At 32.0% G+C, this 13955-nt stretch carries 17 protein-coding genes; 4 read left to right on the top strand and 13 right to left on the bottom strand.

Annotated elements, in window-relative coordinates; genetic code table 11:
- The 10 genes from QZU75_RS11770 to QZU75_RS11725 all read right to left on the bottom strand — a co-directional run.
- A partial coding sequence (locus QZU75_RS11770) for a hypothetical protein (protein WP_296883961.1) occupies window positions 1-770 on the bottom strand: 770 nt, incomplete at its 3' end.
- A gap of 9 nt (window positions 771-779) precedes the next feature.
- Window positions 780-1640, bottom strand: a complete 861-nt coding sequence (locus QZU75_RS11765) for a hypothetical protein (RefSeq protein ID WP_296883959.1) — start codon at window positions 1638-1640, stop codon at window positions 780-782.
- Window positions 1641-1645: 5 nt separating this feature from the next.
- The gene (locus QZU75_RS11760; RefSeq protein ID WP_296883957.1) at window positions 1646-2722 is read right to left on the bottom strand and encodes a hypothetical protein; all 1077 of its coding nucleotides are present in this window, start codon (window positions 2720-2722) and stop codon (window positions 1646-1648) included.
- A gap of 15 nt (window positions 2723-2737) precedes the next feature.
- A complete protein-coding gene (locus QZU75_RS11755; protein WP_296883956.1) occupies window positions 2738-3334 on the bottom strand; it encodes a hypothetical protein in 597 nt (198 codons plus the stop codon).
- Window positions 3324-3590, bottom strand: coding sequence for a hypothetical protein (locus tag QZU75_RS11750; protein ID WP_296883954.1), 267 nt, complete (start codon window positions 3588-3590; stop codon window positions 3324-3326). Before QZU75_RS11750 ends, QZU75_RS11755 begins: the two co-directional genes overlap by 11 nt.
- A gap of 24 nt (window positions 3591-3614) precedes the next feature.
- Complete coding sequence (locus QZU75_RS11745; RefSeq protein ID WP_296883952.1) at window positions 3615-3866, bottom strand: hypothetical protein; 252 nt, start codon at window positions 3864-3866, stop codon at window positions 3615-3617.
- Window positions 3863-4036: a hypothetical protein gene (locus QZU75_RS11740; protein WP_296883951.1), complete on the bottom strand. Its 174-nt coding sequence runs from the start codon at window positions 4034-4036 to the stop codon at window positions 3863-3865. Before QZU75_RS11740 ends, QZU75_RS11745 begins: the two co-directional genes overlap by 4 nt.
- Complete coding sequence (locus QZU75_RS11735; RefSeq protein ID WP_296883950.1) at window positions 4033-4224, bottom strand: hypothetical protein; 192 nt, start codon at window positions 4222-4224, stop codon at window positions 4033-4035. Before QZU75_RS11735 ends, QZU75_RS11740 begins: the two co-directional genes overlap by 4 nt.
- A 65-nt stretch (window positions 4225-4289) precedes the next feature.
- A complete protein-coding gene (locus tag QZU75_RS11730; protein ID WP_296883948.1) occupies window positions 4290-5066 on the bottom strand; it encodes a hypothetical protein in 777 nt (258 codons plus the stop codon).
- Between the two features lies 1 nt (window position 5067).
- Complete coding sequence (locus QZU75_RS11725; protein WP_296883947.1) at window positions 5068-6222, bottom strand: hypothetical protein; 1155 nt, start codon at window positions 6220-6222, stop codon at window positions 5068-5070.
- 393 nt (window positions 6223-6615) lie between these two features.
- Here QZU75_RS11725 and QZU75_RS11720 point away from each other — a divergent pair, with 393 nt between their 5' ends.
- The 4 genes from QZU75_RS11720 to QZU75_RS11705 are packed head-to-tail and all read left to right on the top strand — an operon-like array spanning window position 6616 to window position 10763.
- On the top strand, window positions 6616-7092 hold the full coding sequence (locus QZU75_RS11720) for a hypothetical protein (RefSeq protein ID WP_296883946.1): 477 nt from the start codon (window positions 6616-6618) through the stop codon (window positions 7090-7092).
- A complete protein-coding gene (locus QZU75_RS11715) occupies window positions 7080-7955 on the top strand; it encodes a hypothetical protein (RefSeq protein ID WP_296883944.1) in 876 nt (291 codons plus the stop codon). Before QZU75_RS11720 ends, QZU75_RS11715 begins: the two co-directional genes overlap by 13 nt.
- A gap of 4 nt (window positions 7956-7959) precedes the next feature.
- On the top strand, window positions 7960-9783 hold the full coding sequence (locus QZU75_RS11710; protein ID WP_296883942.1) for a DUF4365 domain-containing protein: 1824 nt from the start codon (window positions 7960-7962) through the stop codon (window positions 9781-9783).
- Window positions 9783-10763, top strand: a complete 981-nt coding sequence (locus QZU75_RS11705; protein WP_296883940.1) for a hypothetical protein — start codon at window positions 9783-9785, stop codon at window positions 10761-10763. Before QZU75_RS11710 ends, QZU75_RS11705 begins: the two co-directional genes overlap by 1 nt.
- A gap of 792 nt (window positions 10764-11555) precedes the next feature.
- On the opposite strand, the gene QZU75_RS11700 is transcribed toward QZU75_RS11705, so the two are convergent.
- The 3 genes from QZU75_RS11700 to QZU75_RS11690 form a co-directional block, all read right to left on the bottom strand.
- A complete protein-coding gene (locus QZU75_RS11700) occupies window positions 11556-12239 on the bottom strand; it encodes a hypothetical protein (protein WP_296883939.1) in 684 nt (227 codons plus the stop codon).
- A 25-nt stretch (window positions 12240-12264) separates the two neighbouring features.
- A complete protein-coding gene (locus QZU75_RS11695; protein WP_296883938.1) occupies window positions 12265-12459 on the bottom strand; it encodes a hypothetical protein in 195 nt (64 codons plus the stop codon).
- A gap of 62 nt (window positions 12460-12521) precedes the next feature.
- Entirely contained in the window at window positions 12522-13823 is a 1302-nt protein-coding gene (locus QZU75_RS11690) for a hypothetical protein (protein ID WP_296883937.1), read from the bottom strand.
- Window positions 13824-13955: the final 132 nt, after the last annotated feature.

Below are 13955 nucleotides of genomic sequence, written 5' to 3'. Positions count from 1 at the left end.
ACTACATGGTCGGATGTTGAATATTTCAATCCTTTCTTGCCGGGATATGCTCCCAGTTCCAGAATCTTTGTATCCCTGTAATGGCTTAATGATTTTGAACTGACCAGTGCTATTGCATCTCCCCAGCCCTGATTACTGTCCTTTTTCTGATATAATCCGACTGAAATATGTATTCCATTGCTTCCACCAATACCATTTGCATATACTTTAGGTATTGCCATTACAACATTTCCACTTCCCACATCCTTGGCTAGATTATATACTTCAACATAATCCACATCACCAATATTGAATGTATGTGAAATGCTTGTAGGATATTTCACAATGTCATAGCTTCCAGTATTGTAATCCCATGCATTGTCATCAAAACTTGCAAACGGAACGCATGTATAGTTAATGTCAATGGCTGCTTTTCTTCCAACTTTACTGACTACTGTTCCGGTTGCGTCCTGAACATAAGGTACAGTAACGGAGGACTTTCCATTAGAATCTGTTCTAACAACACTGTGGACTCCATTAATCCACCAGTCGACAGGAACTCCTGAATCCTGCAATGTTACACTGTATTCAAATCCTCCAAGGGTGATTGTATTTGATTTTACAGTGCTCACTATAGCTACTCCAAACATCAGCACCAGCCTTTCTGCAAGTTCAAATATTGTGAGAGTATTATCCCACCAGATATTATATTCGGTTAATTTGTTCCTTAACTTTGTTCTGACAACTCCAAGCCTTGTGTTTTCCAAAATGACATTGCTAGCTATACTCACATTAACACCTCATAATTCCGGTTCATAATATATCTTAGTTCCTTTTGTCAGGCATGTTGTATGGCTATATGATTTGTAGCCGTCTGATCCGTATGCCCCAAAGACTATTTCATCTGAATTCCACACATCGCCGGGATCAAATGTTCCAGAAATCAAAACTGTGCCGTTTATGTCCTTGAACATGTATGACAAATAATAATCATCTGTTTTTTCAAGTACCATTGTACCTCCGGCAAATGCATGATCAAAATCCTGCACCATTTCCTTTGTTACTCCCCATCCGTTATCCAATGAGAAAATCCCAGGATATCCTTCGGCAGCACCTATGAATACTCCAGTATATCCATCTTGATTATAATCTTTAATTAAACCTGATTCACTATAGTTTGCATCTACCAGGAATCCGATTCCCATCAGCCCATTCCATCCGTCCGTTATTTTGAACTGTGATTCGATTTTCCATCCTTCACAGTCACCGTAATAATATGTTCCGGGTGTCGTGTTGAATTTGCCGAATGTTGCTGTATAATACCAGTCATCCTCTTCGAACTGGTCTTGAGTAGTATCGTTTGTATAGGTAACATGATAATTTCCATTACTGGCACCTGACCATGCTGCAGCACTGATATTGGCCATCTTGTATAATGTTCCAAGTTTTCCTGCAGTCTGTGGATTGACATTAACGTCTGTCTGAAATATCGGAAGAATCTCATACCTGTCAATCAGCTGATTAATGGTGTCGGATTGGCTATAGCTAATTCCGGCATTTGTCAATCCTGCTCTTAGATTACTTCTTAATGTTGTCAATCTGGAATTCATTGTCTGTTCATTGGCCAGAATCTGTGAAAAATCCGGAGGCGTAAAATTCATGTTAATCAGCTCCCCAGCAGGTTAAGATTTGATGTTTGTGTGGATGTTATTGTTCCAATGCTTGTCTGCAAGTTTTCAATAGCTGTAGCTACTGGCGCATTCTTAATGGCATTGGTTGTATCTGTAGTATCTAGCGAGCTTGCAAGATTAACAGGTCCGGTTGCACCAGTATCTCCAGTGTCTCCTTTAGAACCTGTAGCACCAGTATCACCTGTATCGCCTTTTTCACCTGTATCTCCTGTGTCTCCTTTAGGACCTGTTTCACCAGTTGCTCCAGTATCACCTGTATCGCCTTTGACTCCTGTTTCACCTGTGGCACCGGTAGCCCCTGTTGCTCCAGTATCACCTTTAGGACCAGTTATATCATCAAAATATATAGTGACCTCCGTGTTTGCACCAGAAAATATTATCTGCCTATGTGCTGAGTCTTTATATACATCAATACTTTCTCCATCGTCTCCAGTATCGCCTTTAGAACCTGTAGCGCCAGTATCACCAGTATCTCCCTTAGGGCCAGTTTCACCAGTTACACCTGTATCTCCAGTATCACCTTTAGGTCCTGCTGGTCCAGTCTCACCTGTGTCGCCTTTCTCTCCAGTTTCACCAGAACTTCCGCTAGCTAATTTAAAACAGTTGACATAATTATAATCATCTGAATCTTCTACCGGATGTAGTGCTAAGAATTCACCTGAAGAATCTTTAATAGCCCCATCTTCAGTTAATTTGATTTTATCTGCTGGTGCAATATCATTAACATTACTGGCCAGTTTGAGTCTGTATAGTTGACCTAACACTAACACACTGGATTTTCTTTGGCCGTTCTCCATTACCATTGGGTCATTAACAACAATACCGATTGGTATTTCATTATTGCTGCCAGTATATTTTTTAACCATTTCTTTCCCGATTTCTGATTTGGATGAAATTGTAACTGTATCTTCAGGATAAAGTTTATCTGTGTATTCGTAGCCAATATCTGTACCAGTTTCTGTTATTACTTCTTTTGAAGTTACATCTCCATCATCGAGTAGAAATGTTGTAACTTCTTTTCTTCCTTCCAATAAAACGATTTGATTTGACATTAACATCCTCCATTTTTACATTAACACTTCATATATGTGTTTGCCTTTTACATTTGGGTTGCATTTGATATTCATTCCGTATTTTCTAGCTTCTGTGCAGAAATACAAGTCTTCAGACAGTACAGTATCATTGTCATAGATTATGTATTTGAAATATGGACATGTCATTTTCTTGAAGACATTAACATTAACGAGAGCTATTCCAAGACCACCACCTTTAATGTCAAATGGATCATTAACTTTACATAATGTTTCTCCATAGATCATGTTTTTTTCTGTGTAGTCTTTTCCAAAATCATAGATGACAGTTTGATCTGTTTTTGTTCTTTTTTTGTAGTACCATCCTAAAGCAATATCACTTTCACATTCCAATAGCTTAACTACCGTATCTTTTGGAACACTAACATCTGAATCTATCATTAACACATAGTCAAAGCCATATTTAATTGCCAAGTTGACTATTTCGTTTCTTGCACGTGCACAGTCATAACCTTTTACATAATCAAAGAATAGATTATAATTTTGAGGATTTGTTAAACCGAATATGCTTTTAAAGCATTCCGGTTTGATATTTTCGAATGTTGGAACTGCAATTAAGATTTTACCTTTCATCTTGATTACCTTCCAGCTTTTCGATTCTGCCTTCCAGTTCGTCCAAGTTAATCTTTTCTTCACGCTCGCATCTATATTCATAAATGTCAATTGATGCGACAATGATAATGGCTAGTGTAAATGGCAATAGTCCTTCGATTAAAGCATAGTTTGTTGCGTTGGTCATTATAATGTTGATGGCTATTGCTGTTAAAACAGCACTTGAAATTGTTTTGGTAAAGTTACATATGAATATCTTCTTTTTTAGTTGGTTCATGATAAGAATATCCTCCAAAGAAGTTTATTGTTTTTCAGGGCAACCCAAAACTCTTTTAGCTTTTTGTTTTGCGTCTTCAACATCTCCTTGGCCTCTAATTCTACTTGCGTAATGGCTGGCTATTCCTAAGATTATCATGAGAATACAGTATGGAATTGTATTTTCTGTAATTCCCAAAGCTTCTGAATATAACATGACAACTGGAATAGCTGTAACGAGAAATGAAGTTAATATGTCAATATCTTTTCTGTTTCTTTCTATCCATTCGTAAATCATTGTGTATCACCTATAGCTATTGGATTTTCAAAATCTTTGTATGTATGGCTGATTATTACTCCATCAACACACATCTTCTCTTCACTTTTGAATACTTCATCTGCATTTTCTTCTATGCTCATCCAGGTTTGGTATTCTTCGATTGTTTCAAAGTATTTTATGTATTTCATTGTGCCTCCCATGTTATTGAGTAGTATAGTATTCCATCTTCGATTTTAAATGATATTATAGGTTTAACTGCGTAAGGATAGCCACTATCGACGTATTTAGTTCCGTTCCAGTAAAACCAGTGGCCTGTTGCCTGGTCAATGTATGGGCCTTTATTTTCTAGAGTTCCTACCAGTTTCCTTATTGTCATGTTATAACCTCACTTTAATATTATATATTTTATTATGTAATTTATTATATATTTTATTATCTATTTTATATAAGGTATATATCTTTGCCATCATCACAGCCTTCCCATTCCATATACAATTTGTTATCTTCCCAAACGAATCTGACATCATTTACAATAGCTACGTCCGGAAGCTCACAATATGTAACTCCATCAGCATCTTTAACATAATTGGCCTGCGCCATGATGTTGGATTCTGAAGGAATAATCATATTGACGACATGAGTTATTTCATCCTGTTCAAATGAGCAGTCCCCCAAATCGATACAGTTTTGAGATTCAGGATACATTTCAATCTCTGACATTTGCCTGTAGACTCTAATGTATTGTGTATCTTCGTTTTCCGTTAGATTAACGATTGAAAGTAATCTTAAATCATGGCCTTGAACTGGATTACACTCGCCGTCACTGTCGATGTAGATTCTTGTATTTGGCAATATATCTGCAGGTGCCGGCCTTTTGAGTTTCAATCTGAAGACATCGCCCAATACGGCCACGGCCACTAAAGTTAATCCTGAAGTCTTGACCTGTACTTTACCTAATAGATATCCAAAAGCAAGTTCACCCGCTTTGGCTTTTCTGACTATAGTATGCTCCATTGTGGATGATTCATCCAACGTTACCATTTCACCAACTGCACATTGATTGGAGCAAATCCAAGCCGTATGCTCTTCATTAACATAGCTTCTGTCCCCTTCATCAAGCAGGCAAGCTATTACGTCCATTTTTTCTGAATGTTCCAGTCCTGTTGGATATCCCCGTCCATGTCCAATTGTTGAGTTTACATCATAATCGATTATCATTTTAAAACACCCAATCCCAATTCTTGTTAATTATTTTATCTGGAATATGAAGTCCAGTATCCTCCATGTCATCATCATTAGCGTCCCACATTAACGTCGAGCCTCTGTAGGCCTTAGTGTATTCATGACTTCCCTTATATAAACGAATTCCAGTTTTAGTTCTTTCCGTTACTGTTACTGTTGGAATTCCATTAGCTGCAAATAATGGTGATGGAAATATGAGTAACCATTTTAGATCAACATAATTAAAATCTTCAAAATCTGTTGTAGCGTAAAATGTTGGAGATATTTGAATTTCAGCATAGTTGTTTTCATAAATCTTGTCAGGATTGTTTCTGCTGAATCCTTCTAGATAATCTGAGCTATTTGAAGTTCCAGTTCCTACACGACCATGACGATGATATTGTTTATAATTTCCTTCTTCATCACTGCCTGAAGCATAAGCATCAAATGAACTGACCATTACTAAAGTCTTTTCACCATTAAACATGCAATAGTCCTTTTCCTCATCAGCCCAGTAGCATGTTGTACCTTTAGTATCTACTCCATATGTTGTGAGACTACCGTCAACTTGCATCATGACATTTCCAAAAGTTGAACCATGATATGTTGCATTATCATTAACATCAACATTGCCTCCAATACGTTTAAATCTGGCTACAGTAACACGATTATTACTTAAAGATTGACCTGAAGCAAATGTTGTAATTAAATCCGTTGGAGAAGTTCCGTCAAGGTTAGGAACGAATCTGGCTCTAAGAAATTGGCCTCCATCTGTTGAGTCATTGTTGATACTTAAACCTGAGTAGTTCATGAAAAAGTTTGAGTATGTATCATAGTTTGCATCAAACATCAACACTTCACTGCATGTTGTTAAAGTGCTTGAAAAAGTTGTTCCTGTATCATAGACATCTAAAAGTAGCATTGTGGTTTGTGAAATCTTGTTGGTTGGAACTTTTACAAGCATGGCAGGAGGTTGTGTTCCATAAGCTGGAAGGTATAATATGCTACATTCTGTGTTGTCATCTGTTTTGATTTTCAGGTTTTTCAAATCACTTCTAAAAAGATTAGCGTAAGAACTGCTTGTGAGATTATCCAAAAAGATATAATCATAGTTTCCCAGATAACTACTGCTCCTTTGGTTGTAATTACTCATTAGAATATTTATTTTTAATTCTTTTTGCAATGTCATACTTAACATTTATATTACTTATTTTATATAAAATATATAATAAAAAAAGTAATAAAAACTATTGCGCAGAACATTATCCTGAAAAATCAATCCTTTAATAAAGAATTATTTGATAAAAATAAGTAAAAATTATCAATGTTCACTTAAATTTTGACATGGTTTCTACAAGGTTAAAATATCTTCCAAAAAATATTTTCAAAACATGACAATTGCATCTTTATATACTAAAATTAAATTTAGAAAATAAAAAATGAAAACAAAAAAGATTATGCTAATTTTAAAATTGCATCATTGCCATAAAATTCGAACACAAAAACAATTTATATTAACATAAATATAATTATCATTAGATATCCTATGGCTAAAGACAATTTAAAACTTGAAGAATTACGAGCTATCTTTAATAGAGAAAATTATAGAAAAGATAGTCTGCAAAGTAAAGCATCCTATTTTCTGGGAGTTATCTCAATTGTAGTTACCATAATTTGTACTAATTTTAATCTCTTCAACCCAATTGACAAATACTTTTCTTATGTTGGAGGTTTTATTTTATCTGGTTTGATATTGTCTTTTTTATTATCACTTGGTTTTTTTGCATACATATTTCTTCCTAAAAATTACACACATCCTTTTGATTTTGATAATTTTGATGAATCTGTAGAAAATCTTGACAGAAAAAAAGATGAACTTGAAGAATCATTAGAAGACCAGTATATTACTTCAATTAAAACAAATCATGATTTGAATAACCAACTAGTCTTAAACTTAAAAATTTCGGTAATTTCTTTTTTAATCTTTTTGATATTCTATTTCCTTATGGTGTGTTTATTATGAAATGTTCTGACTGTGGTAAAACTCTTAAAAAATATTTTGCATTTAGTGAGAAAAATGAAAAATATTATTGTATGGATTGTTGTTATAAATATGTTAACAAAGGTATTGTATTCTTTAAATGTAAAAACAATAAATTAATTAGACTTAATGTTGGAGTTAGTGGTGCTGGTAGAGGAGATATTCATGATAAGTTCTATGAAAATAATAAATGGTTGTTAACACATAGAAAAATATGCGAACATGCATTAAGTAAATTTAACGAAAATAAACCAATATTTTTTTGCGAAAATAGAATAATACTGTGCCACGACTGTTTTTACAAATCTAATTTCGATATTGCTGATCCAATATTAAAATTAAATGCAAATAAATTCATGTGGTTAATTCCATACACTTATGACCCTTACAATCTAAAATTTGATTTTACTTGCAATAATACTGGAATTAAAGGAAATTGTGTTAATTTGAATTTATCTATTGAAAATAATAGAAAATATCCAATAACGGACATATGTATTAAGATTGAAGCATTTGCACAAGACATTGAACATTACTGGGGAGAAGCAAATCCCACCAAATATTTAATTTTAAAAAAAATTCCTATTGAATCTATTAACCCTAAAGAAGAAATACATCTTCCGTTAGACTGTTATATTCCATTAGATGATGAAGTTAAAGAAAATGATTTTAATGATTATCCATTTGAAGACGAATATTATGAATTTCAAGAACCTAATAAGAAATTAAAAGTACCAAATAATTTAAAAATATTTGTACATTTTTCTTATAAATCATATACTGGTTTCCAATATTATAGCTATGTTAAAAGTAAGGAAATTAAATTAAAATCCAAGAAAAGGTGAAATATTGAAAAGAACAAAACAACATAGAATTGATGCAACTGCAAAATCTATTCTCATGAAAATAAGTCCTAAAAATTGGTCTCTTTCAGAACTTAGCGAAGATTATGGTATTGATTATTTCGTACAAGTTTTTGATAAATATACTGATGAAGCCACAAATATTTCATTTATAATTCAACTAAAAGGTACAGAAAAATATAAAAAACATGGAAATCATGTTAAGTTCCAAATAAGAACAGATTACTTGAAATATTACTATAACAAAGTGGACAAACCAGTGTTTTTAGTAGTTGTGGACGTTATTAATGAAGAATATTGTTGTTTATTTATTCAAAAATATATCAATGAAGAATTAAACATTAAAAGACCAAATTGGAAATCACAAGAAACTGTTACAGTAGACATGCCAATTAAAAACACCTTTTCAAACCCTAAAATTATAGAGCAAGTTGCAGAAAAAGGTTCATCATATTGTAATTTATTAATATATGGTATTCCGACTCAAGAACTTATGTGGAAAGTTAAAAATATAACAAATGACCCTATAAAAAAATCTGAAGATTTGAAAAATAAATATTCTGAAATATATATTGCTCAAACAAGGGTTGGTTTTGAATTTATACAAAATCAAAATGATTCTATTAATGCTAAAAAATCTTTTCAATCTATTTATAATAAAACAAAAGATGATAAAGACAATATAATTCATCATTTAAATTCTATTGCTGCATTAATTTCATTTTGTAATTTGGAAAATAAAAAACAATTATTCCATTTTATCAATGAAGGATTAGAATTATCCATAGAAAATAATATTACATATTTTGAATACTATTTTAACGGTCTAAAACTAGAAAGCCAATCTTTAATTTTGCAAAATGAATTGCAAAAAAACTTATTAATACAGAAAATATCCGAAAATAACAACTCTTCTAATAAAATTAAGGAATACTTGAAAAAAAAGATATATATTGAAAATAACCAACTTTACACATTTTATGGAAATTTTATATTATATCTAATAAAAATTATGGATAATAAAGAATTATATATGTTTCTTGAATTAATGAGAATGTTGCTTGGTGTGTTAATTAATCATGTCTATATAACTTATAATTTTACAACAAAAGATGTTTTAAATTTAATGTTGAACAGAATTGAACAATTAATAGCCATATTTTCTAAGATTATAGATGTTTCAACAGATTTTTCTCATTATAAATACGAATTTTATAAATACAAAATACTTTATCATTACCTTAAACAAGATTGTTATCCTACAAAATTACTGGAAGAATATGAAGAATTAGCCAAACAATATGATGTAAAGTACCATATTAACTTAATAAAAAGTTTAAAAGAACAAATATCCAAGCCAGTGCCAAATAAAGATTTTTCAGATATAACCTACAATGATTTACTAGAATTATATGAAAAATTATTATTAATTGAAGGAATTGATTTGAAGAACAATAATGATGAAACTATTAATTTAAAACAAGCAATCAAAGACCTTAATCCAAAAAGAATATTGGACAATTGCATACATTTAGAATTATGTTATGTTCCTAATGAGATTCCATCTAAGTTAAGATTATATTCTGAAGGACTAAAAATATTATATTGTAAATATGGAAAAATAAAATCAAATTGTAATTTAGATAAAGCTTTTGCTAGTTTCAATAATGAATTTTGTAGCAATTGCAAATACAAAACAACACAGGATATTGAGTGGAACCTTGAAAAGAAATCTTATGTGAAATCTAATGAATTTAAGAAAATTTTAAAAGATAAGTATTATTATGATTATCAAAAAGGAGAATATTAATGTTAAAATACTTCAAAAAAATTATAAATTTAGTTTTTGATAACCTTTATGTATTCTTAATCTTTGTATATTTTTTCATGATTTTAGGAATATGTACAAAACATTATTTTAAATTACCAAATTTTGATTATGGCGTATTAATATTATTATTCATTCCCGAAATATATAATCGAATTATTTATTCTTTAGAAACTCGAGATTTAAAGAGAATTGATAATGACAACAACTTAAATAGCAAAGAAAAACAAAGAAAAAAATCAAAAATTGATTCAAAATATATGACTTCAAAATTTATAATATTAATAAGATTTTTTCTAATAATAATCATTTCATTTAGTTTTGGGGTTTTAATTCATAGAAACTACAGTATAAGTATGATTCAATTTATTTCTACATTATTATATGGTTTTTTCATGTCCGCTTACTTAGTTTATACTTTTTTATATGAAGCAGATAATAGGAAAAGAGCAGAAAACTTCTTTAACATGAAAACGTTACTGCCTCTTCTTGGGACTATACTAATTATATTTAATTTCATTTTTGAAGATATTATCAAAATTATTGCTAATTTATCAAAATACAATTATTCTATGTTTGCATTAACTTTCGCATTATTATGTGCGACATTATCTGTTTTATCATTTACATACGCAATGGCATTAAACTCAACTAACGAACAGGAAAAAGAAACTAAAAACAACATGCTAAAATCTGGCGAATATTATTTCATATCCACAATCTTCTGCCTGTTCTTTTTATCAAGTTTGTTTATCTTATCTTACATTTTGAATTCAGTGGATTTATCCTCATTAGACAATATAAACATATTTAATAGAGAATATTTCACAATTGCAAATTGTTGTGTATTAATGATTGTGTCTTTTTTTATTACATTTATTTATTCTATGAAATATTTATTAAAAGGCATTTACTTATCATTGAAAAATTTACCATTTGACTATGACTTGTTTAATAATTAAAATGATGAAAATAAGGTTATTTAAAAATAAAGAAGTTATTTTAGGCATTAATAATAATTTTTTCAAAGATAAACATATACTTTTTAAAAGAGAAGAATATTTTTAGAACATTACTTCAGATAAATTCATTATAAAATTACTTAGAGAAAATATTTAACATTGAAAATAAAAATAAAACATGAACTATTATGGGTTGAAACAATGTTAAATGAAAAAAAGAAATTAAGGATAACTCCGAAGATAAATTAAACAGACTAAATTTTGCCGAAAATTAGCCTCAAACATTCAAAATTACAAAAGGTCAGGTGAATAAGAATTGGCGAGCAATATACTATATGGAGGAACCTACCCCTGCCAACCGGTTCCGCAATACAATAGATGAATAAAAAGATAAGAATGCTTGTTCCATCATATTCCATCCGACCGAAGGTCAGACTGGATGCCTTGAGCGACAGAGAAATGCCCTACTATATGCCTAGCAATAATAGATTTGTCAGATTTAAGGAACAGGGGATTGCCCCTGTTCCGGGGTTAAGTTTTGTAAACATTAGTTTGTCGACTCCAAGGAAGGGGGCTTGTCCCCCATTCCGAGTCGGTAAAATGACAAATGAAGTAAATTCGGCATTGGCATTCGTGAGTAATTAAAGGGGGGCTTGTACCCCCTTAATTAGGCATTAAGGGTTTCAATGCACGATTTTACCTCACAAGATGAATTGTAAATTTTAAGGGAGAGTGAAACACATCTAAACACTCCCCCATAACTAAACAACGAGCAATAAAACACCATCATAGCTAGATTCTGGTTCTATTGAATCCCATATCCTTTAATATCTTATTATATTCTTCACGAGTTGTAAATGAAGGCTTGTCCTCATCTCCGGTGCTTCCGGTAGATCCGGTTTCAATTACATCTCCGGAGTTTTGGGGATTTCTTCCTCCCGGTGTGGAACCGTCACTAGTGGCTTCGATTTTGATTCTTCTTTCAGCCAGTTTCTCCATAAGTTCCATATCAACATCCCCGGACAATAACTTATCTATTATCTCTTTATCCTGTGCGTTTTCATTATAGTTGAAGTTGTATTTGGCTTCATATTCCTTTATTTTTCTTTCATTTTCATGTTTTCTGAGTTCAGACAATTCTTTTAGAATATCTTCTTTATTATCTATGAAATCTTTATTTTCTTCAATAGCTTTTTTAATCTCTTCATATTTTTCAGATTCTTCTTTTAAAGTGTTAATCTCTTCCTGAAGCTTTCCAATTTCAGCATCTTTTCCTTGCAGTTTTTCTAAAAGCAAATTGGTTGCTACATTAACATCCTTGTTTTCCGCTGCTGGAGGCTGAGGAGCAGGTTCCGGATTTCCAATTTCACCAGTTGTACCAGTTACACCTGTATCCCCAGTTTCTCCGGTTATTTCTGAATTCAACAAAGTTATTTTTCTTGGACTTTTGGTTACACCAACATCTATTAAGCTCATAGTATCAATTCCAAATGTATCTCCATTATCTTTCTTCAAACACAATGTTATTTCCAATGCCTATGTAGACCTTGTCATGTTCTGAGGTTAAAGGAATTCCGCCCCGATAGTTTTCAGCTATCAGCTTTAAATCGTCACTTGTCCATTTCACTGGTTTTGTAAGGCGATCATCCAAGTCCGAATAATCATATAATCCTACTTCAAAAAGTTCATGTTTCATGTTATCACATTTTATTATATTGTTTATTATATATTTTATTACTTATTTTATATAAATATTTATTATATTTCAGTTCCGTTTTCACTTGAGATTCTCTCACCCACAGGCTGTTCCTCTTCAAAGTTACTGAGATAGTTTTTATAGATTTCATCACCTTCAGCTGAAAGTTCCATAATATATCTTAACACATCATCTCTTGAATAGCTGAAATAGACATTTAAAGCTTCATCAATTCCCATCAGTTCAAGCTGCATGTTCAATAACATATTACAATACTTTAACACCCACTTCTGGTCATTGGCCACATTAACAATGAAACCGGTAATAGCTGAATCGTTGATGTATTCAGCAACATTCTGATTGGAGCGCTCATTACCTGCCTGAGACTGAGGAGTTACGAAAGTCCTTAAGATATTATTTCTAAAGATTTCCGTCTGTCTTGTATAATCAGACTGGTAGTTGTTACCTCCCAAAATTTTAGATTCAATTCCAGGAGGCACAATTGCTACATTGCTGTCTGCTGTAGTTCCATAATCCGCATATAAGTTTTCCTTTGCAGTTGATGAAAGTTCAGTGATATACGGACGGCCGTTTGCATCAAGAGAAGGCTTAACTTCAATAATATTATCCTTATTAATTCTTTCAACCTGGTTTCTCTCCAAATTGCATTTGTGGTAGATGTCATCTAGACAGTTCAGGATAATGCTTTGAGCTTCGCCGTAAATCTCATTATACATGAAGTTGATGACCTCACCCGCTTCGTATCTTACCGTTAATGTTCCCTCTTCCACACTTACAAAATTATTGAAGTCTTCGGGAGATCCATTAACAACATCCTTAGGCATTTCATGCAGATATAATTCGACTTCATTATCATCATTGAATTCCTTTTTTAATCCATAGCCATGCGCACCGATTTCCAAGAATACTGGTTTAATGTATTTGCCAATCTTTTTATCCCAGCGCTGAACCGGTTTGATTATTCCCTCACCATCAACCATTCCGCCCTGTAAGATTTCTTTAGCTACTTGGCGGACGTCAATTTTACGAGCCCACAAAATCAAAGTCAATTTCTGTTCCTGTGAGAGTTTATTGTCCCTATCTACAAGCACAATATTAACATTGGCCTTATCAATTCTGTTTTTCAAAATACCTGAAGTATAACCGTCGAGTTTAATAGCATAACGAGCATTAGCTATTGTTTTATTGATTACTGGAGGAAGTGCATCTGGTAAGTCCAGACCAGTATTGATTCCATCAGTCCGGGGTTGCCTTTCATTTTCTCCCCAATAGCTGCGCTTAGTATTGTACTGTTCAACCCTATTATTCAATAATCTAGTTTTAATAAATGTAGTAATACTCATAATAATCATTTCCAAAAATAAACTTTCATTGAATGAGTCTGTAAAATTTTATAGGCTTATTTGATTTTAAATTTTTTACAGTTGAAGTTTCACTTCGATGAAAATTCGTTCTAATTTTTCTTTAATTTAAAT

Origin of the sequence: uncultured Methanobrevibacter sp. (assembly GCF_902764455.1) — an archaeon.
Taxonomy (GTDB): Archaea; Methanobacteriota; Methanobacteria; order Methanobacteriales; family Methanobacteriaceae; genus Methanocatella.
Note: the sequence above shows the minus strand (reverse complement) of the source record. Positions and strands in the feature narration are given on the sequence as shown.